The sequence below is a fragment of the Bradyrhizobium sp. SZCCHNS1022 genome, assembly GCF_032484835.1.
GTDB lineage: Bacteria > Pseudomonadota > Alphaproteobacteria > Rhizobiales > Xanthobacteraceae > Bradyrhizobium.
Genome location: NZ_JAUETT010000005.1, coordinates 126,559 through 153,386 on the forward strand (window position 1 = coordinate 126,559; position 26,828 = coordinate 153,386).

Sequence of the window (26,828 nt, forward strand, 5' to 3'; positions counted from 1 at the left end):
CATGGCCGAAATCGAAACCGTCCGGCGAAAACTGCTCGACACGCTGTTTGCCGCCTTCAACCGCCACGACGGCGCAGGCGTGATGGCCTGCATGACCGACGACATTGTGTTCGACGCGGCCGCCGGCCCCGACATCTGCGGCCGTCGCATCAGCGGCGCCGCCGACGTGCGCGCCGCGTTCGAGGCGACCTGGGGCGGCATGCCTGACGTGAGCTGGGAGTGTACGCGCCACGCGGTGTTCGGCGATCGGGCATTGTCCGAATGGACGTTCCGCGGCACCGCGCCGGATGGCCGGCGCATCGAGGTCCAGGGCTGCGACCTGTTCAGCTTCCGCGGTGACCGGATCTGCGCGAAGAGCGCCTTCCGCAAGGACCGGCCGCCGCAGCCGGCCGCAACCGGGAGTGCCGCACGATGAACATGCACGCTCTGCCGGCGGCCGCCTATGATCCGCACTACGATCCGCTCGTCTCCGACGGACCCGGCCGCAATCGCGACTACGCGCCGACCTACTGGATCGCGACCGCCGGCAAGCCGCCGGAGAGCGACGGTCCGATCACTTCCGACACGACGGCCGACGTCGCCATCATCGGGTCGGGCTATACCGGCCTTGCCTGCGCGATCTTCCTGGCGCGCGAGCACGGCATCAAGGCGGTCGTGCTCGAAGCCAACCGCGTGGCCTGGGGTTGCAGCACGCGCAACGGCGGCCAGGCACAGAACGCCTCGGGCCGCCTGACACGCTCGCAATGGATCAAGCGCTGGGGCCTGGACGTCGCCAAGCGCATGCACGCCGAGGTCACCGAGGGCTTCGAGACGTTCGAGGAGCTGGTGCGATCGAGCCCGATCGATGTCGAGCCGCACCGCGGCGGTCACCTCTACATCGCTCACCGCCAGCGCAATCTCGACAAGATCGCAGCGGAATCCAAGGTGCTCAACGATGTCTTCGGCTACGCCTCGCGGGTGATGTCGCGTGAGGAGTTGGCGCGCGACTTCGTGGACGAGAACGAAGCCGTCGGCGCGGTGCACGAGCCGCTCGGAACGGGCGTGCATCCGGCCAAGCTCGCCTTCGGCTATCTGCAGATGGCGCGCGCACTCGGCGTGCGCGTTCATACCGCAAGCCCGGTGACGCGCATCGAACAGCGCGGCGGCAGGTTCATCCTGCGCACCCCCGGCGGCAATGTGACCGCGAACGGCGTCGGCATCGCCACCGGCGCCTATACCTCGCTGGGGCTGACGCCGGAATTGTCCGGCCGCTGCATGCCGATCCTGTCGAACTCGCTGGTGACGCGCCCGCTCACTGCGGCCGAGCTCGCGGCGACCGGCTTCAAGACCCGGCAGGTGATCACCGACACGCGCACCTTGCGCTTCTACTACCGGCTGCTGCCCGACGACCGCGTCCAGATCGGCAGCCGGAGCGCCATCACCGGCGCCGACGCTGCGCATGACCGGCACCTCCAGCTCCTGATCGACGGCTTGCATCGCAAGTTTCCCGCGCTCACAGGCATCAAGATCGATTATTCGTGGTGGGGCTGGGTCGATGTCAGCCACGACATGATGCCGCGCATCGTGCGTCCCGATGCCCAGGCGAAGCTGGTCTATGCGCTCGGCTATGGCGGCAACGGCGTCTCCTATTCGGCGCAGGCCGGCCGCCGCATGGCGCAGATGCTCGCGGGCCAAGCCTTCAAGGGGCAGGATCTGCCGATCTTCACCTCGGCGCTGCCGACGCATCCCTTCGCGCCGTTCCGCCGCATCGGCCAGCGCCTGCTCTATCGCTGGTATCACCTGCGCGACGAGGCGAGTTGAGGCGCCTCTCGCCGCCGCATGTCGGTCCGACGAGCGTGCGCCTGCAGCAGCAGGGGTTCATGCCGTCGCTTCCCTGATCTCCACACGGATCGGAGTCGGATCGAAACCGTTGCATGGATTGTTCACCTGCGGACAGTTCGAGATCACGAACAGCACGTCCATCTCCGCGGTCACGTCGACGTAGTTGCCCGGCGCGGACGGGCCGTCGAGCACGGTGAAATTGCCGGAGGGCTCGATCGGCACGTTCATGAAGAAGTTCAGGTTGGAGACGATGTCGCGCTTGGTCAGGCCGTAGCGCGACAACTCCAGGATGAAATTCTCCCGGCAGGCATGCAGGTAGCGCGTCGCCTCGCCGAAACGGACCGCATTGCTCTCGCAGGAGCAGCAGCCCGCAGAGGTGTCGTGGCGGCCGCAGGTGTCGGCGGTGATCCGCGCCATCACCCGGCCGCGATTGGAGATCAAGCACGTGCCGAGTTCGAGATAGGCGGAACCCTGGACACGCAACGTATCCTGCGCGCTGTAGCGCTCAGCGGTGTCCTCCGCGACGTACATCAGCGCGTCCACCGCCTGCTCGCCCTCGCTGTCGATGATGCGCAGCGTCTGGCCCCTCTTGAGCACTCGCGACCAGGGCTGCTCGGCGGGAATGTCGAAAGCATAGATCGGTTGGCCCGTATCGATCTCAGACATCGTCGCCCTCCTTCAAACGAACAGCTGATCGGTGAAGGCATAGGCGCGCGCTGCTTCCGGCGATGCCGTGCGGCAGACATCGTCGGTCGCCGGTGGCAGCAGGCGGTGCCGGATCAGCGTGACCGGCGCCGTCGCCGCGGGACGCGCGGGATCGAGAGGATGAGCGCAATTCGACACCGCGACAATCAGGTTCGTCTCGGCGCGCAGATCGACGAAATCGCCGGAGCGTTTGCGCTCCGCGTGCCAGACGAACCGCCCGGCCGCATCTGTCGTGACCGGCGCGAAGAACGTCACGCAGGGCGGGATGTCGCGCAGGCCCAGCCCGATCTTGGCCGCGGCCGAGATGAAGTTCGCCTGCGTGTTGCGCGTCACCTCGCCATAGGCCGCCAACGTCGAGTCCGCGGTCGAGCCGCCGACCAGCAGATCATGCGCGCCGGAGGTATCCTCGATCACCGACAGCAGAACCCGTCCCATGTCCGACAGGATCATCCGTCCCTTCGACAGCGCTGCGCTCCACTGCACCTTCACAGTGTCGGCGCAGTTGATGCGCTCGCTCGGATCCTCGCTGCGCCACGCCAGCAGCGACACGCTGGAGCGGCCAAGATCGTCGCGGAGCCGCAGCGCTTCTCCGCGCGACAGCCGAACCGTCGCGTGCCACCCCGGCGGCACCTGCTCGGACTGCACGATCGCGTCCTCCGCGACCGGCGCGCCATCGAGCGCCGTTGGCGGCGGCATCTGCTTCAGCTCCTGCCCCGCCGCGCGCAGTTCCTCATAGCGGCGGCGGTTGGCCGCAGCCTGCTCCGCCTTGCCTTCTCCGCTCATGCTGATGTCACCGTGAAATGTGCCTCGACGGGCTTCCCAGCCTTGCCGTTGATCGGCAGGATGTCCTGCGGACAGGCCGAGAACGCGATCACCAGATCCATCTCCGCGCGCAAGCGCACATGGCCGCCGGGAACGGGGCGCGGCGGCGCGGCAAAGCCCAGCGTGCCCTCGGCATCCCACGGAATGTTCATGAACAGGTTGAGCGGGCTTGGCACCTCCGGCGGCGTCAGGCCGAGTTCGGCCATGCCGGCGAACAGGTTATCAGTGCAATTGTCGTGATGGCCCTCGTGCCCGAGAAACGCGTAGCGATAGCGGTCGCAGGCCGCGATCAGGGTGTCGTGAATGCCGCCCGAGGTGTCCTCGATCAAGGTCAGGATCGGCCGGCGCCTGTTGGTGCGGAGCACGTCGCCCGGCCGCGGCACCAGATGCAGCGAATGCGCGCGCGTGTGCTCGTTCGACATGAACTCGGAGAGGTCGGCGCGATTGAACGCCCAGGTGTCGACCACCTGCTCGCCATGGGTATTGATCACGGTGACGACCTGGCCGGCCGCGACGAGCGCCGCCTTGCCGCGCCGCGCGGGAATCTCGATCGGATCCATCGCTCTCTCCCTCAGGGCTTGTAGGCGACCATGTCGATCTCGACGATGCCGCCGCGCGCCAGATCGCAGACGCCGATCGTGGTCCGGCCAGGCCGGTGCGCATCGTCGAAATGACTCGAGAAGATCGCATTCATCGGCGCGTAGTCGCGCTTGAAATCGGTCAGGTAGATGCGGGCGAACACGATGTTCGCAAAGGTCATGCCGCAACCCTTCAGCACCCGCGCGAGGTTGTCCATCACCTTGCGCGTCTGCGCCTCGATGCCGTCGGGAAGCGGCAGCGCGTCGTCATCGGGATCGGTCGCGAGCTGGCCGGTGACGAACAGGAACGGACCGGCCTGCACCGCATGGCTATAGGGAGTGACCGGCTTCGGCGCATCCGGGAGCAGATGATAGATCGGATCCATGGCGTGTCTCCTCGCGTTGTTTCTGGCTCATCCGGCGGCGTAGCGCTGGATGAACTGGCGCGCGCGTTCAGTGTCCGGGTTGACGAAGAAGCGCTCTGGAGGCCCGGTCTCGACCACGCGGCCGCGATCGAGAAACAGAATGCGGGTGGCGGCGTCGCGAGCAAAGCCCATCTCGTGGGTCACGATCACCATCGTGCGGCCCTCGCGCGCAAGCTCGCGCATCACCACCAGCACCTCGCCGACCAGCTCCGGATCAAGCGCGCTAGTCGGCTCGTCGAACAAGAGGACGTCCGGCTTCATCGCCAGCGCACGCGCAATGCCGACGCGCTGCTTCTGCCCACCGGACAGCCGCGCCGGGAACACATCGCATTTGTCGGAGAGCCCGACCTTGGCGAGCAGCGTCATCGCCTCCTCGCGCACCTCGGCCACGGGACGCTTCTGCACTTGCACCGGCGCCTCCATGAGATTCTGAAGGACCGTCAGATGTGGCCACAGCGCGAAATGCTGGAACACCATGCCGATCCGCGTGCGGACCCGCGACAGCTCGCGGTCGGACATCACGACGCCACCGTTGTTGATGCCGATGCGGTCGCCGTTGAGATAGATCTGGCCGGCATCCGGCCGCTCCAGCCAGTTGATGCAGCGAAGCAGGGTCGACTTGCCGGAGCCGGACGGGCCGAGCACGCAGACCGTCTCGCCGCGCGTCACCGTGAAGCTGATATCGGAGAGCACCTCGAGCTCGCCGAACCGCTTGGAAATGCCGGCGACGTCGAGCACGGCCATGTCATCGGTCATCCCAGGCTCCCTCTCAGCGCCGCGCCGCGGCCAGCCGGTCGATGCCGCTGACACCCGCCTCGATCACGAGGCAGAGCCCCCAATAGAGGATCACGGCGGTGATGAAGGCGGCGAACGGCACGTAGTGGCGCGACTGGATCGAGCTCGCGGCATGCGTCAGCTCGGGCAGTGCGATGATGGTTAGAAAAGCGCTGTCCTTGACGATCTGGATCATCTGGTTGCCGATGACAGGACCTGCGGCGAGCAGCAGCGGCGGCAGGATGATGCGGCGGAACAATCGCGCCCCGGAGAAGCCGAAGGCGACGCCGGCTTCGATCGGCTCGCGCGGCTGCGCCGCCCAGGCGCCGCGCAGAATCTCGGCGAGATAGGCGGCGTGATAGACGGTCAGCGCCACCAGCCCCGAGCTCCAATTGTCGAGCCTAATGCCAAACGAGGGCAAACCGTAGTAGACGATGTAGGCGAACAGCAGGAACGGCACGCAGCGCATGCCGTCGACGAACACGCGCACGGTGAGCGCCAGCCAGCGCCGCTTCGACATCAGGGCCGGCGTCAGCACGAAGGCGATCACGAGCCCGGCGATCGCCGACAGCACCGAGAGGATCGTGGTGTTGCCGAGACCGCTCAGCAGCAGACCCCGCTCGCTCCAGACGATGGCGAAATCCCGGATCATGCGGCCTCGGCTGCGAGCTGGCGCCGCTCGATGAAGCGCTGAAGCGACACCAGCGCGAACACGATCGGCGCATACATCGCGATCGCCACCAGGAACGGTGGCAGCGGCTCGTAGGTCTCGGCGCCGATACGCACCGCGGCGCGGGTGATGTCGACGACGCCAACCACCGCCAGCACCGGAGTCACCTTGATCAGCAGCGACATCTCGTTGACGAGGCCGGGCAGACTGACGCGTACGATCTGCGGCAGCACGATGCGGCGGAAGCGCAGGCTGGCATGCATGCCGACCGACTGCGCGGCCTCGTACTGCTCCTTCGGGAAGTTCATCAGCGCGGCGCGCCAGACCTCGCAATTGAACGCCGAGGTGTTCATCACCAGTGCCAGGATTGCCGCCGACACCGGACCGATCGCGATCCCGACATTGGGCAGCGCGAAGAACAGCAGCAGCAGCAACGTCACGAGCGGGGTCGCGCGCAGCACCGAGACATAGACGGCGACCACGCGGGCGACGATTGGAACGTTGGCCCAGCGCAGCAGCGCCAGGCCAAGGCCGATCGGCAGCCCGATCAGGATGCCGATCAGGGACAGCGTCACCGTGACCACCGCGCCCTGCAGGATGGCCAGCACGTCGGCCGCGCTCATCGCCGTCCATCCGTGGCGTCGCCGAGCAGCCGCGTCCAGTCGAGGGTCAACTCGCCGTCGAGCGGACCGGCGCGCAGCGATCGCCACCCGCACATCAGCTGCACCCCAACCGCGGCGTCAGAATTCCGGCTCGAACGTGACCGGCAGATCCGGGAAGGCCTCGCCGAACCATTTCTTTTGCAATTCGGCGAACCGGCCGTTTTCCTTCTCCTTGGCGATGAAGCCGTTCAGGAACTCCACCAACTCAGTGTTGCCCTTGGCGACCGCCCAGGCCGGATAGGATTTGCCGGAGACGGGCTGGCCGACCGCGAACACGTTCGGCTTCTCGGCGACCAGCGCCTTGATGTTGATGATCGTGTTGACCACGTAGTCGACGCGGCCGAGCGCGAGATCCTGATAGGCCTCGGGATAAGAGGTGTATTCGACCACCTTGCCGAGCTTGCCGCCCTCCTTCTCCAGCATGGCCTGGAGCTCGGGCAGACGGCCGAGCAGCGCGCTGCCGGCCTGCACGCCGACGATCTTGCCGCTGAGATCCTTGATCGCGGAGATGCTCTTGTCGTCCTTGCGCTTCACGTAATAGTGCGTCGCGTCGGCGATCGGGCTGGTGAAGTCGAGCGACTTCTTGCGCTCCTTGGTGATGATTGCCGCGGTGATGGCGACATCGTACTTGCCGGTGGAGACGCCGGCCAGGATGCCTGTCCACGGCAGGATCTGCTGCTTGATCTCGAACGGCGCGTATTTGCGCAGATCCTCGATCAGTTCGTTGTCGAAGCCGGTCGGCTTGCCGTCCTTGACGAACTCGAAGGGACGGAAATCGTCCTCGGTGGCCACGATCAGCCCGCGCTTCTTGATCTCGTCGAGGCTGCCGGCCTTGGCGCTGAACGCGGCCGGCAGCGTCAGCGCGGCGGCCAGCAGCGCAAGCGCGAAACGCCGCGACGGTGCCGACAGGCGGGGAAACGAAGGCTTGGTCATCTCGGATCTCCTTACATGAACTGATCAGTCGAAGCTGAAGCCGTGCGCGCGCAGATAAGGTGGGAAGGCAGCCCCTTCGGCCTTGGCGGCCTGACGCGCCTTGTCCTCCGACCAGCCGTAGAAATCGGCCTCGCCGAACTCGGCATTGCCGCGCTGCTGCTCCTTCGGAATCGCGTGCCGCGCATGGCGCCGCCGGTCGTAATCGTCGAGCGCCGCAGGCAGTGCATCGTCGCCGTAGCAGTCCACATGGGTGGTGATGCTGCGCGACAGCCGCAGGCTGACATGGCCTTCTGCGGCGGGATAGCCGAGACACAGCCCAGCGACGGGAAACACCATGTCGGGCAGCTCCAGCACATTGGCGACCGTGTCGATCTCGTTGCGGATGACGCTGATCGGACAGGTGCCGAGGCCAGCGGACTCCGCGCACAGGATCATGGTCTGCAGCGCCAGCGCCGCATCGACCGAGGCGTTGAAGAAGCCTTCCAGAGTGCCGTTCCTGACTGGCTTGCCGCGCAGCTCGCCGATCCGCTGCAGCCGCCGCGCATCACCCAGGAAAACGAAGAACACCGGCGACGCACCGATCCAGGGCATGCTCGGAAACAGCCGGCCGATCGCCGCCCGCTTGTCGGCGTCGCGCACGCGCATGACCGAGGCCTGCTGGAAATCCGACTTGGCCGAGGCGCTCAGCGCGCAGGCGACGAGCAGGTCGAGTAGCCCCTCCTCCGGCATCCGGTCGCTGTAGCGGCGCACCGTCTTGCGTGACAGCACGCCGCGCACAAACGCACTGGCTTCGACGTCGCCGCCATCGGGCCCGCCGTCTCCGAAGCGTGTCGCGATGAGATCGGCATGCTCCGACATCACGGCGCCTTTTTTCCGTCGCGCGCGGCGCAGCACGTCCAACGGACGCCGTTGGCCAGGGCAATGATCGGCGGATCCCGCCGCGGCAGACATCGCATCGCTCTCTCCACGCACTGCGACATCGATGTCGCCGCCCCGGATTCATGTCGCCGCAGTTTCTCGCGCAGCGCTTATGAGAGATGTCAGCAAGGGACATGCCAGAGCTCGTGGAGCCCGGCGCAGCGCAGCATCCGCGCACCCGCTGTCGCGGCAATCTCCGATGAAATTGAGCAGCCACGAGCGCCGTTTGCTAAAGAAAACGCAGTAGCAGGGAATGCGGAGCATGCTTCGTAGTTGCGGTAGCGCACACCTCGCCCCGATACCGCACTTCGGCGATGCGCTGCTTTTCGGGCAGCACGGTGCCCATTATCTAATCGGAGCGCGATGCGGTCAGTCCGGCGATCGTGTCGCGTCGAGCCTCTGCCCCTGCGCCGCGACGATCGCCTGCATCATGGCGATGAACCGTTTCTGGTCGGCCTTGCTGAGATCCGCGATCGTCGCCAGATGCGCCGCCCGCGCGGGGCGCTCGATCTTGCGCAGCAATGCCGCGCCAGACCGGGTCAAACGACAGGTCCGGGACCGCCGGTCGTGCGGCCCGATGCTGCGATCGACGAAGCCGCGCGCCTGCAGCCGTTTCAACGCACCGGTCGTGGTGGTCCGGTCGAGAGCGATGTCCTGGGCGAGTGCGGTCTGGTCCGCAGTTCCCCGTTTCGCCAGCGCCGTCAACAGGCTGTACTGCAAGGGCGTGACTTCATAGGCAGCACATTTTTCCTGGAACAGGGCGACGTGGATCTGGTGCAGGCGGCGGATCAGATAGCCCGGACGTTCCTCGAGCGGCCACGACACATCTGCTTTCGTCTTGTTCCTTCCGGCCATCGAACGGCTCCCCGCATAAGCACTCATCACGCTGCATCAATTTGAAGCTGTCTATGGCACGGATCTTGATGTAATGCGAAGTATGCTTCGTAAATCGGTCGGCGCATCATCCGCGCCGGCTCGTCGAGGACAGCTTTGACCGGGACAAACAAACAACCCGGATAAGGAGAGCTTGCATGTCCGTGAGCGCCTCGTTTGACCTGCTGCTGCGCGGCGGCCGCGTCATTGACCCCGCCTCCGGCATCGATGGACTGAAGGACGTTGCCATCCGCGATGGCCGCATTGCGGCCGTCCAGTCCGACATCCTGCCATCGAGTGCCAAGGACGTCGTCGACGTCACCGGCCAGCTCGTGCTGCCGGGACTGATCGACACCCACGCCCATGTCTATCAGTACGTCACCGGCCGCTTCGGCATGAATGCGGACATGGTCGGCGTGCAGTCGGGCGTCACCAGCCTGATCGACCAGGGCGGCCCCTCCTGCATGACCCTGCCCGGCTTCCGGCACTTCGTCGCGGAGCCGGCGCAATCGCGTGTCTACGCGTTCCTGTCGGCCTATCTGGTCGGCGGCCTCGAGGGCCACTACTACCCTGATCTCTACCGGCCCGACTGCGTCGACATCGACGCGACGGTGAAGTCAGCTATCGCCAACCGCGACCTCGTCCGCGGCATCAAGGCGCATGCCGAGATCGGCGGCTTCGCGCGCTGGGGCATCCGGGTCATCGAGATGGCAGCGGAGATCAGCCGCCGCGCCGAGCTCCCCGTCTATGTCCATTTCGGCCAGCTGTGGGGCCTGCCCGCCAGCGGCACCAACGGCGAGGATGTCGACACCATCCTGGAGCGCGTCATCCCGCTGCTGCGTCCGGGCGACGTGCTGGCCCACCCGTTCACGCGGCATCCCGGCGGCTTCGTCAACACCAGGGGCGAGGTGCATCCGGTGATCCAGGCCGCGCTGGCCCGCGGGCTCAAGGTCGACGTCGGCCACGGCAGCCATTTCTCCTATCGACTGGCGCGCAAGGCGATCGACGCCGGCATCGTGCCGCACACGCTCGGCGCAGACATCCACGGCTACAACACGCATGTGCCAGCGCCGGCCGGCACGCCGGACGAGCATGCCGACGACGAGAACCATCCGTTCGCGGGCCAGGCCAAATTCAGCCTCGTGCAGGCGATGAGCTCGCTGATCGCGCTCGGGCTGACGCTGGAGCAGGTCGTGCCGATGGTGACGTCGAACCCCGCAGCCATGCTCGGACTATCCGATCAGATCGGCGCGCTGCGTCCAGGCATAGAGGCCGACGTGAGCGTGCTCCGCGAGAAGCAGGGACGCTTCGTGCTGCGCGACAACGAGAAGACCGAGGTGATCGCCGAGAAGCTGCTGCAGCCGGTGTTCTGCCTGCGCGCCGGCATCCGCCACGACGCCAAGGCGCCGATCCTGCCCGCAGCGGTCGCGGCCTGACGTGACGGACGCGGCCCCGACCGCCTCGGATGCCCGCGCACAGCGCGGTGTCGGCGCGCGCTTGCCGCGCAAGGAGGACGACCGTTTTCTGCGCGGCCGCGGTCAATACGTCGCCGACATCAGGCTGCCGGGACTGAAGGACGTCGCCTTCGTGCGCAGCCCGGTGGCGCATGCCAGGATCATGGCAATCCATATCCCTGACGCGTACCGCGACGTCGTCTTCACGGCCAACGACCTCGCCGGCATCAAGCCGATTCGCGCCGTCTCCGGCCTGCCCGGCTTCAAGATCTCTGAGCAGCCGGTGCTGGCGACGGGCAAGGTGCGCCATGTCGGCGAACTCGTGGCGATGTGCGTCGCGCGCAGCCGCGCCGAGGCCGAGGACATTGCCGCGTCCGTCGAGCTCGATCTGGAGCCGCTGCCTGCGGTGCACGACATGCGGCTGGCGCGCGAGGCCGGCAGCGCGCTGGTGCATGAGCACTGGGGCGACAACGTCTTCCTGGAAACGAACTTCGAGGTCGACATATCAGCTGCGCTTGACGCGCCGATCAAGGTGACGCGCGAGATCTCGACCGCACGCCAGTGCATGGCGCCGCTGGACGGCCGTGGTGTCGTCGCGACCTTCGATCACCGGCTGGATCAGCTCACGCTGCATACCGGCTCGCAGATGCCGCACATCGTGCGCAACGGCCTGTCCGACTGCCTCGGCGTCGACCAGGGCCGCATCCGCATCATCGCGCCGGATATCGGCGGCGGCTTCGGCCACAAGGGCATCCTGCTGCCCGAGGAGGTCTGCCTGAGCTGGCTCGCCATGGAAAAGGGCTGGACGGTGCGCTGGCTCGAGGACCGGCGCGAGCATTTGAGCGCGAGCGCGAATTGCCGCGAGCACGCCTATCACATCACCGTCTATTCCGATCGCGACGGCCGCCTGCGCGGCATCGACTGCGTGGCCACCGTCGATTCCGGCGCCTATTCGTCCTATCCGTTCTCGGCCTGCCTCGAAGCGGCGCAGATCGCGAGCATCCTGCCGGGGCCGTATCGGATGCCGGCCTATCGCTGCCGCACCTACTCTGTCGCGACCAACAAATGCCCGATCCTGCCCTATCGCGGCGTAGCCCGTACCGGCGTCTGCTTCGCGCTCGAGCTGCTGCTCGATGCCGTCGCGGCCGAGGCCGGACTCGAGCCCGGCGAGGTCCGGCTGCGCAACTTGGTGCAGCCGCAGGACATGCCGTTCGACAACATCACCAACAAGCATTTCGACAGCGGCGACTATCCCGGTGCGCTGCAGCGGGCGCTGACGGCGATCGATGTCCCCGCGGTGCGCGCGCGCCAACAGCGCTGCGAGCCGGATGGCCGGCTGGTCGGCACCGGCGTCTCGATCTACTGCGAGCAGGCCGCGCATGGCACCTCGGTCTATGCCGGCTGGGGTATCCCCATGGTACCTGGCCATGAGCAGGCCACGGCGCGCTTGACGCCCGACGGCGGGCTCGAGCTGCGCGTCGGCGTTCATTCGCACGGCCAAGGGCTCGAGACGACGCTCGCCCAGATCGCGCACGAGATCCTCGGCGTCGATCCCGGCAACATTCGCGTCGTGCTCGGCGACACCGCAATGACGCCGTACTCCACCGGCACCTGGGGCTCGCGGTCGATGGTGATGGCCGGCGGAGCCGTGGGCACCGCCTGCGCGCAACTCGTCGCGCGCGCCACGCGCATTGGCGCCAAGCTGCTGCAGCTCGCGCCCGAGGCCGTTGTGTGGCGCGAGGGCCGCGCCTGCGGACCGAACGGCAGCGTCAGCCTCGCCGAGATCGCCCACACCTGGTACCGCAGGCCGCAGGACCTTCCCGCCGACGTTGACCCGGCCGGCCTCGAGGTTACCAGCGGCTACAAGCCGGTGCGCGACAGCGGCACCTTCTCCTACGCGGCGCATGCCGTCACGGTCGCGGTCGATCCGGATCTCGGCGAGGTCGAGCTGCTCGACTACGTCATCGTCGAGGATGGCGGTGTCCTCGTCAATCCGATGATCGTCGACGGCCAGATTCTCGGCGGCCTGGCGCAGGGCATCGGCACCGCGCTGTACGAGGAGATGCCCTTCGACGCCGCCGCGCAGCCGCTGGCGACGACGCTGGCCGACTACCTGCTGCCGGGTCCGACAGAAGTCCCCGAGCCGCGCCTGTTCCACATGGAGACGCCGTCGCCCTACACGATGTTCGGCGTCAAAGGCATCGGTGAGGGCGGTGCGATCGCGCCACCGGCGGCGATCGCCAACGCCGTCAACGACGCGCTGCGGCCCCTCGGGGCAGAACTCATGCAGTCGCCGCTGTCCCCCCGCCGAATTGTCGCCGCGGTGCTGGCCGCCAAGCGGGCGAGCTCGTCGTGAAGGCCGCATCGTTCGCCTATGAGCGTCCCCACAACTTCGGTGCGGCACTCGACCTGCTCGCCAGGGCTGACGGAGCAAGGATCGTGGCGGGCGGGCAGTCGCTCGGCCCGATGCTCAATCTGCGTCTGGTGCAGCCGCCGCTCATCGTCGACGTCGCCGGCCTCGCCGAGCTTCGCACTGTTGATCGCGATGGCGACGATCTCGTGATCGGCGCCGGCGTCACCCATGCCGACATCGAAGACGGTCGCATCCCCGACGTGACCCATGGCGTGCTGCAGCGGATCGCCCGCGGCATCGCCTATCGCGCCGTGCGCAACCGCGGCACCATCGGGGGCTCGCTCGGTCACGCCGACCCGGCTGCCGACTGGGTGACGACGCTTGCAGCCCTCGGCGCGGGCGTGCGGCTGACGAACTCCACCGGCCGACGTGACCTCGCCGTGACGGAGTTCATCCAGGGCGCGCTGCAGACGGCGCGGCGTCCCGGCGAGCTCCTCACCGCAATCCGCCTTCCCTCCCTGTCGTCCACGGCGCGCTTCGGCTACGTCAAGGCCTGTCGCAAGCCCGGCGAATTCGCTCATGCGATGGCCGCCGTCCTGATCGAGCCGGACAAGTCCCGCAGCCGGGTCGTGATCGGCGCCATCGACACGACGCCGATCGTCGTCGACGATTCATCCCTGTTCGGCGGAACGCTCACCCATCTCAGGCAGCAATTCGATCGCGACCTCGCCGACCGCCTGCTGATGCAGGCCGGCGTGACCGATCCGGCCGCCCGCCACATCCACGTGAGCGTGCTCGCGCGGGCGATCGCGGAGGCCGACGCATGACGACGATCCAGCTGACCGTCAACGGGCGCGCGACCGAGGCCGACGTCGAACCGCGCACCCATCTCGCCGACGTCCTGCGTGATCAGTTCGATCTGACCGGGACGCATCTCGGCTGCGAGCACGGCGTCTGCGGCGCCTGCACGCTGCTGCTCGACGGCGCTCCGGCCCGCTCCTGCATCACGCTCGCGGTAGCCTGCAATCGTGCCGCCGTCACGACCATCGAAGGCCTGGACGAGGATGAGATCGCAGCCGAGCTACGCACGGCCTTTGCGCGCGAACATGCACTACAATGCGGCTACTGCACGCCCGGCATGGTCATGTCGGCGCGAGACCTCGTGATACGTCTCGACAATGCTGACGAGCAGGCCATCCGTGTCGGGTTGAGCGGCAATCTCTGCCGTTGCACCGGCTATGCCGGGATCGTGCGCGCCGTCCGCGCCGTCATCGAGGCACGACGAAAACGAGGCATCGCCGCCGCGATCGGCGCAGGACGGACATCGCTCGGTCCTGTGGGATCACAGACGGGCGCGGTCGCGACCACCATCTCGTCGGCGCTGACAGCGGTGACGGACATCAAGATCTCCCGCGGCATCGCCCTGGGTTCGCTCGATCCTCCCGACACGCCCGCCAAGAGCTTCGATGCGTCGTTCACGGTGAACGCCGCGCCCGAGCAAGTCTTTGCGCTGTTCGGCAGGCCTAAGACCCTGGCCGCATGCTTTCCCGGAGCCACCATCAACGCCATGCCATCCCCGAATTGCATCGAGGGCGAGATCAGGGTTGCGCTTGGCCCGCTTGCTGCCGTGTTCCGCGGCGCCGCACGGATCGAGCGCGATGACGCAAGTCTGTCCGGCCGGCTGATCGGCACCGGACGTGACCAGCAGAGCCGCAGCTCGACCTCCGGGCAGATCAGCTGGCGCATGCTTCCGATCGACGAAGGACGGGCAACCCGCGTCGAGCTCGCCATACGCTATAGCCTCTCCGGTCCACTAGCGCAGATCGCGCGCGACGGTTTGGTGCGCGATCTGGCGGCGCGTCTCACGACGACGTTCGCGCAAAACTGCGACCGGCATCTCAACGGGACGTTGAATCCGGCGGCGACTGCCGAGCCGCAGCGCCTCAACGCACTTGCCCTACTGATGGACATCGCACGGACACGTCTTATGGCCTTCGCGCAGCGCCTGCGCGGGCAATGAAGCCGCCTCTCACCGGCGGACTGGTTCCCGTCCACGGTCAGCTTTGAATGAGCGCCGAACGCCAGCGCGGAACATCGTCCCGGCACCTGTCTCCACGTTTCAAACAGCGGACAAGCTGAGCTTTCTCGCGGCGAGTGCGCCGAGCTTTGCCATCAGTCGACCTCTTCCTCCGAAGAAGAGGCACAGGGAAGACCGGGTATCGGCTGATACAGTTCACACCACGGATCGACGTTAACAGCATCTATTCAGCCGTGGCCGGCCGCAGCATGGCGCGGATCTACCAATGCTAGTGATTTATCCGCAGAGACGGTCTTCGGTCTCCAAGGTCCGCGCCTCTATCGACCTCGCCGTCCCGCGGCCGAAGAAGCAATTCGCGCTGCTGGCGGATAGCACGGCAAGCCGTCGTAAGTCCGCGGCCACGGCTGTGTCGCCTCGCCCCCCCCCAGCGCGGCCTTCCCTCGAGAACCACATGAAATGTAGTATCCCGTTAACACGTCCGACCTGCGGGACGATTGATCCTATCCCGCATCGCACGCTGCTACGCTGGACGCATTGATGTTTCGGTATGTCGTGGGTTTCCACCGTTCGGATGGCGCGCATGTCAATGTCGCTGGACAGAAAACATGCGCGTTCAAATTGTCGCATGATTGATCGGCAACGCGATGAGTTCGGCTTTGCGCAGTTGACCAACGCGTATAAGGTCAGACGTTACCAGCGTCCACGAAGCGCTGGAACGTCGGGGATGTGAAACGCGAGCAAGGTGGTTGACGGGCCGAGCTCGTCGCCCTCGTCGTCGTACGCGCGGCTGTCTTCCGACATTTTGGAGGTATCAGGTTCGATACGCTCGAGCGATTCGACGATTGCGGCTGATGAGCGGCCGGTTGGCCACGACATTCGCAGCAGACGTTTGATCGCGAGGCGAGTGGGCAGCGGGCATCGACACGTTGGAGGAACCGGAATGGACCAACGAGACGTACGGGCCGCATGGCAAAAATTCGTCGAGCGCGGCACGCTGTCGGGCGAGCTGAGATCGACGGTGGCCGCGTCGTGGCAGCGGTCCAGGCAGCACCGCATCACGGTCGATCGCGCCAAGGCGCCGCTCGTTGCGGAAGCGGAATTGTTTCGCCAGCGCTCCAAGAATGCCTCGCTCCGCCAGGCCGCCCGCTGCGCGCTGCAGAACTCGAAGACGTTCCTGAGCGAGGCCGGCTCGATCATGATCCTCGCCGATCCCACCGGCCTGATCGTCGATACCCAGGGCGATGCCAGGGTCATCGATGCCGGCCGCACGGTGCATCTGGAGCATGGCGGGCGCTGGAGCGAGGCCGATATCGGAACCAATGCAATCGGCGCGGCGCTGGCTGAATCACGCCCGGTCCAAATTCACGGCGCGGAGCATTTCTGCACCGAGGTCCAGCGCTGGACCTGCGCCGCCGTTCCGGTTCACGACCCGAGCGACGGCGAGCTGCTCGGCGTTGTCGACATCTCGGGCCCGGCGAGCACGTTCAATCCGCAGAGCCTGGCGCTGGCGGTTGCGGTCGGCCATCACGTCGAGAGCGTGCTTGCGCAGCAGGCGCGGCAGGACAAGGAGCAGCTGCTGTGCGATTTCATCGCCAAGCGGGCGTCGTGGGCGACGGAGGAATGCATCCTGCTCGACCGGCGCGGCGCCATCCTCCATGCGACCGAGCGCGGGCTGCGCGCCATGAAGGACAACGGGCTCAACACCGACGGCGACGCGCCGACGCGCTTCCTGAAAGCGGTCCAGTTCGAAGACTGGCCGGCCAAGCTCAGGGAGATCCTGCCCCATGCGAGCTTCGAGCTCGTCAAGAACGGCAGCACCGGTGTCGGCGCGATCGTCGTCATGCATGCCCGGCGGCGCGCAGTGGCGGATCGCAGCAGCCTCAACGCGAGAGAGACGCGTCAGCGCGGCGACATCCCGCCGTTGGCTCCGTCGCGAAACGCGCAGACATCGCCTCCTCCAGCGAAGCCGACAAGCAACAAGAGTCCCGGCTTCGTCGCCCAGGACCCGAACGTGATTGCGATCGTGCGGCGCGTCGAAGGTGCGGCGGTGCGCAAGATGCCGATCCTGATCCGCGGTGAGACCGGCACCGGCAAGGAGCAGCTGGCGCGACATGCGCATGCCGCCAGCGGACGCACCGGCGCGTTCGTTGCGATCAATTGCGCCGCCCTGCCCGACAGCCTGATCGAGGCCGAGCTGTTCGGCTATGCCGACGGCGCGTTCACCGGCGCGCGCCAGGGCGGCGCCACCGGGCTCGTCAAGGAGGCGAATGGCGGCACGCTGTTTCTCGACGAAATCGGCGACATGCCGGTCGCACTCCAGGGCGTGCTGCTGCGTCTGCTCGATGACTGGACGGTGCGGCCGGTCGGCGGCACCGCCTACAAGGTCGATGTCTTCCTGGTGTCTGCGACCAATGCCGCGCTCGACCGGGCCATCGCCGATGGCCGCTTCCGCGCCGACCTGCTCTATCGCCTCAACACGCTCGAGGTCAGGCTGCCGCGCCTGCGCGATCGCTGCGATTTCGATGCCATAGCACGCCAATTGCTGCGCAAGATCGATCCCGGCTGCGACATCACGCCGGAGGCGCTGCAGAGACTTGCGCCAAACCATTGGCACGGCAACATCCGCGAGCTCGGCAACATGCTGGCCCGCCTCACGCTCGGCGTGTCCAATGGGCTGATCGACCAGGCCTGCGTCGACACGATGCTCGGTGCGGCCCCTGCACCGCCGGCAGCAGAATCGCTCCAGGACGTCCAGCGCGCCCGCATCCTGATGGTCTACGCGGAAACGTCGGGCAATGTCAGCGAGACCGCACGGCGTCTCGGCGTATCCAGAAATACGATCTACCGCGCGCTCGGACAGCCGCGGCCATAGTCCGGCGTGCGCGTCATCCCACGCATCCCGTGAAGCCGGACGTGGACGTCCGGCGTCACGGCTCACCTGCAGCGTAGGCCAAGCGGCTCAAAGTCGCTCGGCGCCCCCACCCAGGGCCGGACCAGCCGTGGGGTCATAGTCGTCCGGCTTCTTCGCGATCAACGTCTGCGTTGTCAGGATCAGCCCGGCGACGGAGGCTGCATTGCGAACCGCGCTGTAGCAGACCTTGACCGGATCGACGATGCCGGCCTTGACGAGATCGACCGACGCGCCGTTGCGCGCGTCGAGACCGTGGCCGTTGGCACCCTTGGCGACCTTCTTGACCTCCGCCTCGGCATCCAGGCCAGCGTTGGCAGCGATGTGAAACAGCGGGCGGCTCAGCGCGCGCTGGAGCAGTTCCGCGCCCTGCCTCAAGCTGCCATCAAGGCCGTTGATCAGGTCGTCGAGCTTTGGCGCCGCCTTCAACAGCGCAAAGCCGCCCCCTGGAACGATGCCCTCCTCGATAGCGGCCCGCGTCGCATTGATCGCATCCTCGATCAGCTGGGTGCGGCGCTTCTGTTCGACGGGCGTCGCTCCGCCCGCCAGGATCATCGCGGTGCCGCCGGACAGCTTGGCAATGCGCTCCTGGAATTTGTCGCGCTCGATATTTTCCGGCGCCGCATCATATTGCCGCATCACCTGCTCGCGGCGCGCGGCAATCTTCACCGGATCGCCTGCTCCTGCCGTGATTAAGGTTTTGGAGGCGGAGATCCGCACCTGACGCGCTGCGCCGAGATCCTGCAGCTCGGCCTTCTCCAGCCGGCCGCCCAGATCGACCGAGATCACGCGGCCACCGGTGGTGATGGCAATATCCTCGAGCATGGCCTTGCGCCAATGGCCGAACTCCGGCGGATGGATCGCGGCGACCTTGAAGTTGCTCTTCTCGCGGCGCGCCAGCAGCTGCATGATCACGACCGGCGCGACCTCCTCGGCGATGATCAGCAGCGGCCGGCCGCTCCTTTCCACCAGCGAGATCACGCCGGCGAGCTGCTCGCCGCTCTGGATCTTGTGGTCGGTCATCAGGATGAACGGATTGTCGAGAACGACCTGCATGCGCTCGACATCCGTCACCATGTGATGCGAGAGATAGCCGCGCTCGAAGGCCATGCCTTCGACGACTTCGAGCGTCGTCTGGACCGTGCTGCCGTATTCGACCGCGACGATGCCGTGCGTTCCCGCGCGCTCGAACGCTTCCGCGACCATGTCGCCGAGCGCGGCATCATTGGCCGCGATGCTCGCGACCGCCCGCAGGCCTGCCGATCCCTGCAGAGCCATCGCGGATCGTTTCAGGTTCTTGATCGTTTCAGCCACCGCCAGCTCGAGGCCTTCCACCAATTCCACCGGATTCGCGCCGGCGGCGAGGCTCTTGAGGCCATCCTGCACCAGCACGTCGGCCAGCACCGTCGCCGTCGTGGTGCCGTCGCCGGCGGTGTCGTTGGTCTGCTTCGAGACCTCGCGCAGCACCTGGGCGCCCATGTTCTCGAACGGGCATTCGAGCTCGATCTCGCTCGCGATGCTGACGCCATCGCGCGACACGATCGGTGTTCCGATCGGTCGATCCATGATCGCGTTCATGCCCCTCGGCCCCAGCGTTCCCCGCACCGCCTTGGCAAGCTTGGCAACGCCGCGTCCCAATGCCGCTCGCGCGGCTTCGTCATGCAGCATGATCTTCGGCATGTTCTCAACCTCCCATTGGCCTGGTCGTTCGCCCCCATCATGGCCGGCGCGACCGTTGTTGTTGTCCCCCGGCCGATCAGGCCGAGACTCGCGTTTTCGGAACGAAGGGCGTCTCGAGATCGAACCGCACCGACAGCAAACCGCGGCACAGCGCACTGTTGAATTCGGCGTTGACGCCGACACGCCTCAGCCCTGAGACGTAGGCGGAAAATCCACCGGCGCGCAGCGGCGATCCCGCAGCATCGACGAAGGCCGGCATCTGGTCGCGGGCGGCCGCCACCACATCGCGCCGCTCGAGATAACGCCGCCGCAGACGATCGCCTTCATCATCGACGGGAAGGCAACGAAGCTCCGCCAAGGTGAGCGCGGTGATCGTTTCAGGCACGTGTCCGAGCTCCGTGAGATGATTGAGCAAGGCGACCTGGCGGCGCTGGAAGGCCTTGAGGAGAAACGTCCGGCGCAGATCGTCCAGGTTGCCATCGGCCTCGACGCCGAACGTCTCCTGAAACGACAGGCCCTGCGCCAGCCCGGCGTTGATCTTGTCGGCAAACATGTGCTCGCCGAGGACCACGCTGACGCTTTCCACCCAGTCGAGCGCGCTGACGGCACGGCGCATGTCGTCCGCCATCAGGAACGAGAAGTTGGCGGCACACCAATAGGTCGGCAGCCGGAATTCGATGTCGACATGATTGCCCGCGTCGACATCCGCCCTGATGACGAAGTTGAGATCGACCACCGATTCATCGAGCTCCGGGTCCGTCACGCCGCGCAGGCAGGCCCACAGCTCGGCCTGCCTGGTCTCGACGTGCCTCGCATAAGCCTGCCGGTCCCGTTCCGGCAGACTCCTTGCAACGCGCCCGCTCATGACGCTCACGCCGGCACGGGTTCAGACAGATGCGCGTAGCCGCCGCCGGCCCGGATCTTCTGCTTCTGGGCTTCGACATCAATTCCGTAGAGCCGCGCCGCGTTGAGGCCGAGAATCTTGGTCTTGGTCTCCAACGTCAGCACCGAGCCGGTTTCCCTGGTGATATCATCCGGAATCTCGAACGCCATGAACTTGTCGATCAGCCATTTCGGCGTCCAGATGCCGTAGTCGCTGCCGTACAGGATCTTATCCGGCCCGAGCCAGAACAGCAGCTCCGACATCACGTGAGCGAAATAGCCGGGACGCGAATGAATGAACGGCAGCGCCACCGCGATCCCCGCATAGACATTGGTCTCCTGGGTCGCGATCCAGCAGAAATCGTCCAGCCGCGGAAGCCCGCAATGCTCGACGATGAAATTCAGATCCTGGAACGAGGTCGCGACGTCGTCGATATCGGCGACATCGAACGCATCACGATTCAACGGGATGATTGTCGGCCCCTTGTGGACGTGAACGTTCTTGATGCCGAGCTTCTGCGCCGCCTCGAGGTAGCGGTAGGACTCCTTGTCGGACAGCTTGTAGCCCTTGGACTCGCCGCGCCATTCCGCCGTGTACAGCTTCACGCCTTGGAGCCTGTGCTTCTCTGCCAAGGCATGAAGATCCTCCAGGCCCTTGCTGCCGTCCCGCGGATCGAACGCGCCGTTGAGGATGAAACGGTCCGGATGGCTCTTCTTCATCGCGGCGTTGCGTTCCGTCGTATTGAAACCGTTCTTGTAGAAATCCGTCAGATAGGTCGGCTGCAGGATCGCCATGTCGTCATAGCCCGACACGAACAGGTCGTCGAACATCGTCTTGGCGTCGTACTTCTCGAACTTCGCCTTTTCCCACTTCTCCGATGGCGGACTGAGATTGGAATGATAGGCATAGAAGCAGTCGATGAACTGCTTGCCGTGAATGTTCTTCTGGTTCGCGGGACTGCCGTCCCAGAAATGGGTATGGCCGTCGATCACGAAAATCTCTTCACCCTTCGCCGTCCTGTACATTGTGCGTCTCCCGCTCCCAAATTGATGTTATGAGGCTCGCCGTGACGGCGTCGCCGATTGGCCCGGCCGGCCTGAGGTCGGCCGGGCGTTCTGCGCGGTCGGATCAGACGATGTATTTCATCATCTCGTTCATGTCGCCGAACAGCATCACGGTGTTGTCGTCGATCATGACCATCCGTCCGTAGTGGGTCGAGGTCGAGATTTCGAACAAATGCGGCGTCATCTCGCGGCCGAGCTCCTCCGAGATCTCGTCCATCTTGAATTCCATCTTGCCGGTGCCGTCGATCCGGATCATCGCCGGCATGTGGGTCACGGTGATGTGGTCGTGGCGGCTCATCACCTCGGCGATGGCGCGCGCCTCGACACTGTCGTTCATCGTGACCCCGCATTGATGAGACACCGTGTCCTCGAACGTGATGTCCTTCATCGATTTGAAGATGTTGTCGGCTTCCTGCATCATTGTCGCTCTCCTGACGGTTTGACTGATGGTCGTGGGGTTCGGCTACGAGGCGAGACCGGCCGGAACCGTCAGGCCAAGCTCGGCGGCAATGCCTCTGATCCGGTTCTTGGCCTGCGCAAGGGCATCACTGAAGGTCACGACCTTGACGCGCGGCTGCGACCAGATCGGCTGGAGGCGGTTGGCCGCGTCGAGCGCGAGCTCGGCATGCTTGGCCAGCCATTTATTGAACAGCGCGATGTTGTGCGCCGAATGCGTGGCATCGGTACCCAGGATGTGGAACAGCTCGACCGTGTTGGCGAGATTGCGCTCGTAGTCGGCCTCCGCAGCCGAGACCACGGCCGGCGTGATGAAGTCGTTCTGTGCCGAGGCGGCCTGCATCAGGAAGCCGGACCGGAACAGCTCGCCGACCAGGGGCTCGAAGACGACGTTGGTGGCGAAATACTGCTCGAGATAGTCGTTCGAGCCCATCACCGACTCGATCGACTTGCGCACGCCCTGCCAGATCGGATCCTCCAGCCAATGCTGCTTGCCCGCGTTGACGTCGAAGCCGGGAAGGTCGAGCGCGATTTCACTCAGATAGAGCGTGATGTCCTGCGCGAAGCGCAGCTTGTAGGACGAGTTGGTCAGAATCGCATTGTTGACCATCTGGGTATAGCCATAGCGCTGCGCCTGCATGGTCGACGTTCCCAGCCCGAACTCGGCGTGCTTGTAGGCGCCGAGATGGTTCTGCAGGATCTTGACCCAGGCCGGGTCGAAGCGCGACGGCGCGCCGGACTTGCGGCCGTTCTCGATGGTGTTCTGCACCATGCCGCAGATCGTCGACTGCCGCTGATAGTGCGTCCGCTCCCATTCCTGATCGACAGCACGGAATTTGTGCCAGTTGGAGCTCTTCGCCGCCGTCCAGTCCTTGCTGTAGGTCGGCGTTCCGTCAGGAAAGGAGATGATCCAATCCTGCAGCAGATAGCGCTCCGGATCGGGCTGGACATCGACCGTCATGTCCTCGTAGTGCGTCGCCTTGCGGCCCTTCGGCTCGAAATAGTTGTATTTGCGGCTATCGGAGCCGGGAAAGACTGCGGATCCCGCCGCTCCCGATTTGACGGCTGACGGCTCCGCCGCGACTCTGCCTGCTTGCATGCTCATGATGGCCTCCCTCTTTTGCTCTTGTGTTGCGACGATTTTCGAACGCCGTCATCGCACTGCCGGCGTAAACTTGTCGAAATAGATGTGGTCCGGCTCGACACCATTGCCCTGCAGGATCGGCAGCACGGCCTCGATCATCGGCGTCGGGCCGCAGGCATAGGCGTCGATCGTTCCCGCCAGCCGTTCTTCGCGCAGATGCCGCGCGACCACCTCGTGGACGAAGCCCGTCTCGCCGTCCCAATGGTCGTCGGGACCGGCATGCGACAGCGCCGGCACGAACTTGAAATCCTCGAGTTGCTTGCCGATCGCCATGAGCTCGTCGAGGTAGAACAGATCGGCGCGCGTCCTGGCGCCGTAGAAGAAGCGGATCGGCCGCTGTTCGCCGCTCGCGATGTGGTCGGCCAGAATTGACCACAGCGGCGACATGCCCGACCCGCCGCCGATCAGCAGCATCGGACCGGTTCGCTCCTCGCGCCGGAAGCAAGTGCCATAAGGGCCCTTCGCGATAACCACGTCACCGACGCCGAGCCCCCCATCGAGCTGCGCGGAAAAGGCGCCATTGGGATATTTCTTGATGATGAAGCGGAGCCTCACGTCTTCGCCCGGCGCGTTCGCCATCGAGAATGCGCGGGTGATACGGCCGTCGTTGATCGTCAAATCGACATACTGGCCGGCCCAGAACTTCATCGGCTTGTCGATGTCGATCTCCAGCAGACGGATGTCCGACGTCAGCGCTGTGATGGCCGCGACGCGGCCGTGAACCGTCTTGACCGCGATCGATCGCCTGAGCAGGTCTTCGTCGTAGTTGAGCAGCTCGAAGCTGACATCGCTATAGGCGTGCGTCCGGCAGAGCAGCACGTGCCCGTTTTCGCTCTCATAGTCCGGCAAAGCGAAGGTCGAGTATTTCATGAGCTCGATGTCACCGTCGACGAGCTTCGACTTGCAGCTTCCGCACTGGCCTTCCTTGCAGCCATGCATCAGCGAGATGCCCTGGCGGAACGCCGCATCGAGCACGGTCTCGCCTTCCTCCACCTCCATCTCGATTCCGACGGGCTCGAAACGAACCTTGTGAACCTGCACGTCCGTCATGACAGCCCCTCTACCAACCGACATCGACAACCTCCCCGACACACGCAAGCTGATGAGAGCAGGGAGCCGGCGAACCGGCCCCCTGCTCTCGCATCCTCAGTGGCAAGGATTGATGGTGAAGCCCTTGCGATAGTCGGCGACGGCGACCTCGCGCTCGATCGGCGACAGCGCACGGAAGCCGCGTAGCGGGCTGCCGAGCTGGTGGCCGCGCACGTCGTCAAGCGTCCACATGTCCTCGGCGTCGAACCGCAGATGCGGCTGGGCCGTCAGGGTCTTGCCGTCCGGACGGACGAAGCCGAGATCCTTGATCGCGTCGGCAATGTCCCAGCCGTGATAGCAGTCCTCCCATTCCCGGCGACCGCTGAAGCGGCCCATCGCCGGCGTGGCGCGGCCTTCATACTCGGCGGCGAACGCCACCTTGTGGGTCCAGCGGCAGCCCTCCGAGCAATAGGTGTACATCTTGCCGTCGACCTCGTCGCAGACGAAGTCTTCGCGGATCAGGCACGGCACCATGCAGCTCCAGCAGCGATGCGGGTAGACGTAGCCGACGTCGCTGTTGAACAGGATGTTGGTCTCGCCCGGCACGCTCAGCTTCGCATACCACTTCCAGAAATCGCCGAACTCGGCGTACCAGCCCGGATATTTGTGCTCGAACCACTCGAAGTCCTTTTCGGTCTGGGCTTCGATCCGCCAGAAGTTCGCCGACCAGCCGACTGCGAAGAACTGCGCGGTCTTGTGGACATAGTTCTTCTTGACGATCCGGTCCCACGCGGCGGCGACGTCGTCGTGGTGGATCTTGATGCCGTATTTCTCCAGCGGCAGCATGTAGGTGCGGTAGTAATCTTCATAGATCCAGCGGTGCCAGAGCTCCGCATAGGACTCCTTGTTCTTGTCGCGGTTGGTGGTGCCGTATTCGATGAAGGTGCCGATCGCCGCATCGACGATCGCATGGTTCTGCCAGAACGCGTATTTTAGGTCGCGCTCGAGCAGCTGGTGGTTCGACGGATCGTTGATCATCGCCATCAGCATCGAGTGGCCGTTGCCGATGTGGCGCGATTCGTCCGACTGCACCGAGAGAAAGACGGTCGGCAGCGCGTAGTCGCCGTTGCGGGCCGCTTCCGACGGCATCGCCACGAACAGGGTGTTGGTGAACGCGGTCTCCGCGACCACTGTCAGGTAGACGTTGGCTGCGGTGATCGCATCGCCGGTCAGGAAGCCCTCGGCGAACTGGCGGCCGATCGTCGTCGCGTAGCACTTGCCGAACGCCGCCTCGGTGATGTCGAACCCAGCCGGGTCGATGTAGTTCTCCATGTACCACTTCTTGAGGTTCATCTGGATCGTCGAGTGCCGGAACTCGTCGACCATCTGCATCGTGAAGCCGGTGCGCAGCTCCTCGCCGGGCGCCAGCCGACCGACCATCGCCATCGACCGCGCGGCCGATATCTCCGGGAACGGGATGATGGCCAGGAACAGCTTCATCCACTCGACCCAGCGCGGCTCGACGTTGCGGAACATGTCGCCGCGCAACGCAGCGTCGAGCGCGCCGTAGACCCGGTTGTCCTTCTCCTCCTGCATCGGGAAATACGATCGCAGCACCTGCTTCATCGGATCGCGCGGAGTCTTCGAAATCTTGTAGTCGGTCGGGAAGGTCATCGCTTCCTGGACGTAGCTCGGCGTCCAGCCGAGATCCGCGACCCGGTTTGCGGCCTCGGCAATCGTGATGCCCTTCTGGGCCGTAATCTTATTCAGCGTTAGACTTGCAGACATTTCCTTCTCCTTTGAACGTTGCACCAGTTTTCTGCATTCAGGCCTTGATCATCCGATCACGGCAGCGGCGACCAACGGCTGCTTCCGCGACGTCTCCTGCAAATTCACGTCAGCCCATCAACTTTGAGTTTCGAAAATTGACTTTCACTCCCGCAACGAATCGGCATTTCAGACCGGCTTGGCAGCGCTGCCGGTGTCCGCGCCGCGACTGGCCAATGGCCGGCCTTCCGCGACGAACTTCGCCGCCAGCACCAGCGTGCCGGTGGCAAACTCACGACCGTGCCGCGCGATCATCGCCTCGGCGAGCTCGCCGACCTGCGCGAAGAACGCGTCCTTCGACCGGTCTTCTTCTGCTTGCTCAGCTTGCTGAGGCGGCGGCACGGCCGAGATCGGCGCGCCTGATGTCCTGAGGTTGAGCCTGCTCATGTCGACCTTGCTCATCATGCGTGTCCCGTCCGTTTTTGGTCGTCGTCCGTGGGCGTGCTGTCGAATTCCAACAGAGCGTGGTTGAGCCATTCGCGCTCGGCGACGAGCCGCGCATGCTCGTCGCGAAGCTTGCCGAGACGCTCGACGACCCTGTCAAACTCGTCCCGCGCGGCGCTGCCGCCTTGCGCCCCCGCAAGGTCGCCTTGTGCGCACGCCAGCTCGATCTCCGCACCGCCGCGAGCGCTCTCGTTGCGGAGCTGCAGCTCGTTGTTGCGGATGATGCCCTCGATCAGTCTGTGCCGGGCGATCATCCGCTCGTGCGCCAACTGCAGCCGGGCCGCTTCCTCGGCCGTCATCTGTGGCTTGCGCTCGTCGGAGTCCACACGCGTCACTCCCGTTCGATGATGGGGTCCGGGCCCGAGCA

General features: G+C 65.5%; 26 protein-coding genes. 7 read left to right on the forward strand and 19 right to left on the reverse strand.

Annotated features, from left to right (window positions below; all coding sequences use genetic code 11):
• Position 1 precedes the first annotated feature (1 nt).
• Together QX071_RS26000 and QX071_RS26005 are read left to right on the forward strand one after the other, a co-directional pair.
• Complete coding sequence (locus tag QX071_RS26000; RefSeq protein WP_315705375.1) at positions 2-415, forward strand: nuclear transport factor 2 family protein; 414 nt, start codon at positions 2-4, stop codon at positions 413-415.
• Positions 412-1,800 (forward strand): FAD-binding oxidoreductase, encoded by a 1,389-nt coding sequence (locus QX071_RS26005; RefSeq protein WP_315705374.1) that lies wholly within the window; start codon positions 412-414, stop codon positions 1,798-1,800. Before QX071_RS26000 ends, QX071_RS26005 begins: the two co-directional genes overlap by 4 nt.
• Positions 1,801-1,857: 57 nt before the next feature.
• Here the strand turns inward: QX071_RS26005 and QX071_RS26010 are convergent, their stop codons facing one another.
• From QX071_RS26010 to QX071_RS26055, 10 genes are all read right to left on the reverse strand, one after another.
• Positions 1,858-2,487: an urea amidolyase associated protein UAAP2 gene (locus tag QX071_RS26010; RefSeq protein ID WP_315705373.1), complete on the reverse strand. Its 630-nt coding sequence runs from the start codon at positions 2,485-2,487 to the stop codon at positions 1,858-1,860.
• Between the two features lie 12 nt (positions 2,488-2,499).
• A complete protein-coding gene (locus tag QX071_RS26015; protein WP_315705372.1) occupies positions 2,500-3,309 on the reverse strand; it encodes an urea amidolyase associated protein UAAP1 in 810 nt (269 codons plus the stop codon).
• Positions 3,306-3,908, reverse strand: coding sequence for an urea carboxylase-associated family protein (locus QX071_RS26020; RefSeq protein WP_315705371.1), 603 nt, complete (start codon positions 3,906-3,908; stop codon positions 3,306-3,308). The genes QX071_RS26015 and QX071_RS26020 overlap by 4 nt, the downstream gene beginning before the upstream one ends.
• Positions 3,909-3,919: 11 nt before the next feature.
• Positions 3,920-4,312 (reverse strand): RidA family protein, encoded by a 393-nt coding sequence (locus QX071_RS26025; RefSeq protein ID WP_315705370.1) that lies wholly within the window; start codon positions 4,310-4,312, stop codon positions 3,920-3,922.
• A 27-nt stretch (positions 4,313-4,339) separates the two neighbouring features.
• Positions 4,340-5,107: an amino acid ABC transporter ATP-binding protein gene (locus QX071_RS26030; protein WP_315705369.1), complete on the reverse strand. Its 768-nt coding sequence runs from the start codon at positions 5,105-5,107 to the stop codon at positions 4,340-4,342.
• Between the two features lie 13 nt (positions 5,108-5,120).
• A complete protein-coding gene (locus QX071_RS26035) occupies positions 5,121-5,777 on the reverse strand; it encodes an amino acid ABC transporter permease (RefSeq protein WP_315705368.1) in 657 nt (218 codons plus the stop codon).
• Complete coding sequence (locus QX071_RS26040; RefSeq protein WP_315705367.1) at positions 5,774-6,418, reverse strand: amino acid ABC transporter permease; 645 nt, start codon at positions 6,416-6,418, stop codon at positions 5,774-5,776. The genes QX071_RS26035 and QX071_RS26040 overlap by 4 nt, the downstream gene beginning before the upstream one ends.
• Positions 6,419-6,535: 117 nt before the next feature.
• On the reverse strand, positions 6,536-7,390 hold the full coding sequence (locus QX071_RS26045) for a transporter substrate-binding domain-containing protein (RefSeq protein ID WP_315705366.1): 855 nt from the start codon (positions 7,388-7,390) through the stop codon (positions 6,536-6,538).
• Between the two features lie 24 nt (positions 7,391-7,414).
• Positions 7,415-8,248, reverse strand: coding sequence for a nitroreductase family protein (locus QX071_RS26050; RefSeq protein WP_315705365.1), 834 nt, complete (start codon positions 8,246-8,248; stop codon positions 7,415-7,417).
• Between the two features lie 429 nt (positions 8,249-8,677).
• Entirely contained in the window at positions 8,678-9,163 is a 486-nt protein-coding gene (locus tag QX071_RS26055; protein WP_315705364.1) for a MarR family winged helix-turn-helix transcriptional regulator, read from the reverse strand.
• A gap of 176 nt (positions 9,164-9,339) precedes the next feature.
• Here QX071_RS26055 and QX071_RS26060 point away from each other — a divergent pair, with 176 nt between their 5' ends.
• The 5 genes from QX071_RS26060 to QX071_RS26080 all read left to right on the forward strand — a co-directional run bounded on the left by QX071_RS26060 (position 9,340) and on the right by QX071_RS26080 (position 17,898).
• Positions 9,340-10,617, forward strand: a complete 1,278-nt coding sequence (locus tag QX071_RS26060; protein ID WP_315705363.1) for an amidohydrolase/deacetylase family metallohydrolase — start codon at positions 9,340-9,342, stop codon at positions 10,615-10,617.
• Position 10,618: 1 nt separating this feature from the next.
• Positions 10,619-12,991: a xanthine dehydrogenase family protein molybdopterin-binding subunit gene (locus QX071_RS26065; RefSeq protein ID WP_315705361.1), complete on the forward strand. Its 2,373-nt coding sequence runs from the start codon at positions 10,619-10,621 to the stop codon at positions 12,989-12,991.
• Positions 12,988-13,815 (forward strand): FAD binding domain-containing protein, encoded by an 828-nt coding sequence (locus tag QX071_RS26070; protein WP_315705360.1) that lies wholly within the window; start codon positions 12,988-12,990, stop codon positions 13,813-13,815. Before QX071_RS26065 ends, QX071_RS26070 begins: the two co-directional genes overlap by 4 nt.
• Positions 13,812-15,008 carry a 2Fe-2S iron-sulfur cluster-binding protein gene (locus tag QX071_RS26075; protein WP_315705359.1) on the forward strand — a complete coding sequence of 399 codons (1,197 nt, stop codon included), beginning with the start codon at positions 13,812-13,814 and terminating at the stop codon, positions 15,006-15,008. The genes QX071_RS26070 and QX071_RS26075 overlap by 4 nt, the downstream gene beginning before the upstream one ends.
• A gap of 958 nt (positions 15,009-15,966) precedes the next feature.
• On the forward strand, positions 15,967-17,898 hold the full coding sequence (locus QX071_RS26080; protein WP_315705358.1) for a sigma-54-dependent Fis family transcriptional regulator: 1,932 nt from the start codon (positions 15,967-15,969) through the stop codon (positions 17,896-17,898).
• Between the two features lie 87 nt (positions 17,899-17,985).
• Here the strand turns inward: QX071_RS26080 and QX071_RS26085 are convergent, their stop codons facing one another.
• The 9 genes from QX071_RS26085 to QX071_RS26125 form a co-directional block, all read right to left on the reverse strand.
• Positions 17,986-19,614 (reverse strand): molecular chaperone GroEL, encoded by a 1,629-nt coding sequence (locus QX071_RS26085; RefSeq protein WP_315705357.1) that lies wholly within the window; start codon positions 19,612-19,614, stop codon positions 17,986-17,988.
• 76 nt (positions 19,615-19,690) lie between these two features.
• The gene (locus tag QX071_RS26090; RefSeq protein ID WP_315705356.1) at positions 19,691-20,479 is read right to left on the reverse strand and encodes a metal-sulfur cluster assembly factor; all 789 of its coding nucleotides are present in this window, start codon (positions 20,477-20,479) and stop codon (positions 19,691-19,693) included.
• Positions 20,480-20,484: 5 nt separating this feature from the next.
• Positions 20,485-21,522: an amidohydrolase family protein gene (locus QX071_RS26095; RefSeq protein WP_315705355.1), complete on the reverse strand. Its 1,038-nt coding sequence runs from the start codon at positions 21,520-21,522 to the stop codon at positions 20,485-20,487.
• Between the two features lie 103 nt (positions 21,523-21,625).
• A complete protein-coding gene (locus tag QX071_RS26100) occupies positions 21,626-21,982 on the reverse strand; it encodes an MmoB/DmpM family protein (protein ID WP_315705354.1) in 357 nt (118 codons plus the stop codon).
• 42 nt (positions 21,983-22,024) lie between these two features.
• The gene (locus QX071_RS26105; RefSeq protein WP_315705353.1) at positions 22,025-23,122 is read right to left on the reverse strand and encodes an aromatic/alkene monooxygenase hydroxylase subunit beta; all 1,098 of its coding nucleotides are present in this window, start codon (positions 23,120-23,122) and stop codon (positions 22,025-22,027) included.
• Positions 23,123-23,170: 48 nt separating this feature from the next.
• Positions 23,171-24,211, reverse strand: a complete 1,041-nt coding sequence (locus tag QX071_RS26110; RefSeq protein ID WP_315729698.1) for a 2Fe-2S iron-sulfur cluster-binding protein — start codon at positions 24,209-24,211, stop codon at positions 23,171-23,173.
• A gap of 96 nt (positions 24,212-24,307) precedes the next feature.
• Positions 24,308-25,978 (reverse strand): aromatic/alkene/methane monooxygenase hydroxylase/oxygenase subunit alpha, encoded by a 1,671-nt coding sequence (locus QX071_RS26115; RefSeq protein ID WP_315705351.1) that lies wholly within the window; start codon positions 25,976-25,978, stop codon positions 24,308-24,310.
• A gap of 168 nt (positions 25,979-26,146) precedes the next feature.
• On the reverse strand, positions 26,147-26,419 hold the full coding sequence (locus tag QX071_RS26120; RefSeq protein ID WP_315705350.1) for a hypothetical protein: 273 nt from the start codon (positions 26,417-26,419) through the stop codon (positions 26,147-26,149).
• Positions 26,419-26,787: a hypothetical protein gene (locus QX071_RS26125; protein WP_315705349.1), complete on the reverse strand. Its 369-nt coding sequence runs from the start codon at positions 26,785-26,787 to the stop codon at positions 26,419-26,421. The genes QX071_RS26120 and QX071_RS26125 overlap by 1 nt, the downstream gene beginning before the upstream one ends.
• Between the last annotated feature and the right edge of the window lie 41 nt (positions 26,788-26,828).

Bases quoted from the DNA above. Each gene is read 5' to 3' on its own strand.
- QX071_RS26010 (WP_315705373.1), bottom strand. From the start codon at position 2,487: ATGTCTGAGATCGATACGGGCCAACCGATCTATGCTTTCGACATTCCC.
- QX071_RS26080 (WP_315705358.1), top strand. From the start codon at position 15,967: ATGGACCAACGAGACGTACGGGCCGCATGGCAAAAATTCGTCGAGCGC.
- QX071_RS26105 (WP_315705353.1), bottom strand. From the start codon at position 23,122: ATGAGCATGCAAGCAGGCAGAGTCGCGGCGGAGCCGTCAGCCGTCAAA.
- QX071_RS26015 (WP_315705372.1), bottom strand. From the start codon at position 3,309: ATGAGCGGAGAAGGCAAGGCGGAGCAGGCTGCGGCCAACCGCCGCCGC.
- QX071_RS26120 (WP_315705350.1), bottom strand. From the start codon at position 26,419: ATGAGCAAGGTCGACATGAGCAGGCTCAACCTCAGGACATCAGGCGCG.
- QX071_RS26005 (WP_315705374.1), top strand. From the start codon at position 412: ATGAACATGCACGCTCTGCCGGCGGCCGCCTATGATCCGCACTACGAT.
- QX071_RS26100 (WP_315705354.1), bottom strand. From the start codon at position 21,982: ATGATGCAGGAAGCCGACAACATCTTCAAATCGATGAAGGACATCACG.
- QX071_RS26085 (WP_315705357.1), bottom strand. From the start codon at position 19,614: ATGCCGAAGATCATGCTGCATGACGAAGCCGCGCGAGCGGCATTGGGA.
- QX071_RS26000 (WP_315705375.1), top strand. From the start codon at position 2: ATGGCCGAAATCGAAACCGTCCGGCGAAAACTGCTCGACACGCTGTTT.
- QX071_RS26025 (WP_315705370.1), bottom strand. From the start codon at position 4,312: ATGGATCCGATCTATCATCTGCTCCCGGATGCGCCGAAGCCGGTCACT.
- QX071_RS26090 (WP_315705356.1), bottom strand. From the start codon at position 20,479: ATGAGCGGGCGCGTTGCAAGGAGTCTGCCGGAACGGGACCGGCAGGCT.
- QX071_RS26020 (WP_315705371.1), bottom strand. From the start codon at position 3,908: ATGGATCCGATCGAGATTCCCGCGCGGCGCGGCAAGGCGGCGCTCGTC.
- QX071_RS26075 (WP_315705359.1), top strand. From the start codon at position 13,812: ATGACGACGATCCAGCTGACCGTCAACGGGCGCGCGACCGAGGCCGAC.
- QX071_RS26040 (WP_315705367.1), bottom strand. From the start codon at position 6,418: ATGAGCGCGGCCGACGTGCTGGCCATCCTGCAGGGCGCGGTGGTCACG.
- QX071_RS26060 (WP_315705363.1), top strand. From the start codon at position 9,340: ATGTCCGTGAGCGCCTCGTTTGACCTGCTGCTGCGCGGCGGCCGCGTC.
- QX071_RS26050 (WP_315705365.1), bottom strand. From the start codon at position 8,248: ATGTCGGAGCATGCCGATCTCATCGCGACACGCTTCGGAGACGGCGGG.
- QX071_RS26095 (WP_315705355.1), bottom strand. From the start codon at position 21,522: ATGTACAGGACGGCGAAGGGTGAAGAGATTTTCGTGATCGACGGCCAT.
- QX071_RS26115 (WP_315705351.1), bottom strand. From the start codon at position 25,978: ATGTCTGCAAGTCTAACGCTGAATAAGATTACGGCCCAGAAGGGCATC.
- QX071_RS26045 (WP_315705366.1), bottom strand. From the start codon at position 7,390: ATGACCAAGCCTTCGTTTCCCCGCCTGTCGGCACCGTCGCGGCGTTTC.
- QX071_RS26055 (WP_315705364.1), bottom strand. From the start codon at position 9,163: ATGGCCGGAAGGAACAAGACGAAAGCAGATGTGTCGTGGCCGCTCGAG.
- QX071_RS26035 (WP_315705368.1), bottom strand. From the start codon at position 5,777: ATGATCCGGGATTTCGCCATCGTCTGGAGCGAGCGGGGTCTGCTGCTG.
- QX071_RS26030 (WP_315705369.1), bottom strand. From the start codon at position 5,107: ATGACCGATGACATGGCCGTGCTCGACGTCGCCGGCATTTCCAAGCGG.
- QX071_RS26110 (WP_315729698.1), bottom strand. From the start codon at position 24,211: ATGACGGACGTGCAGGTTCACAAGGTTCGTTTCGAGCCCGTCGGAATC.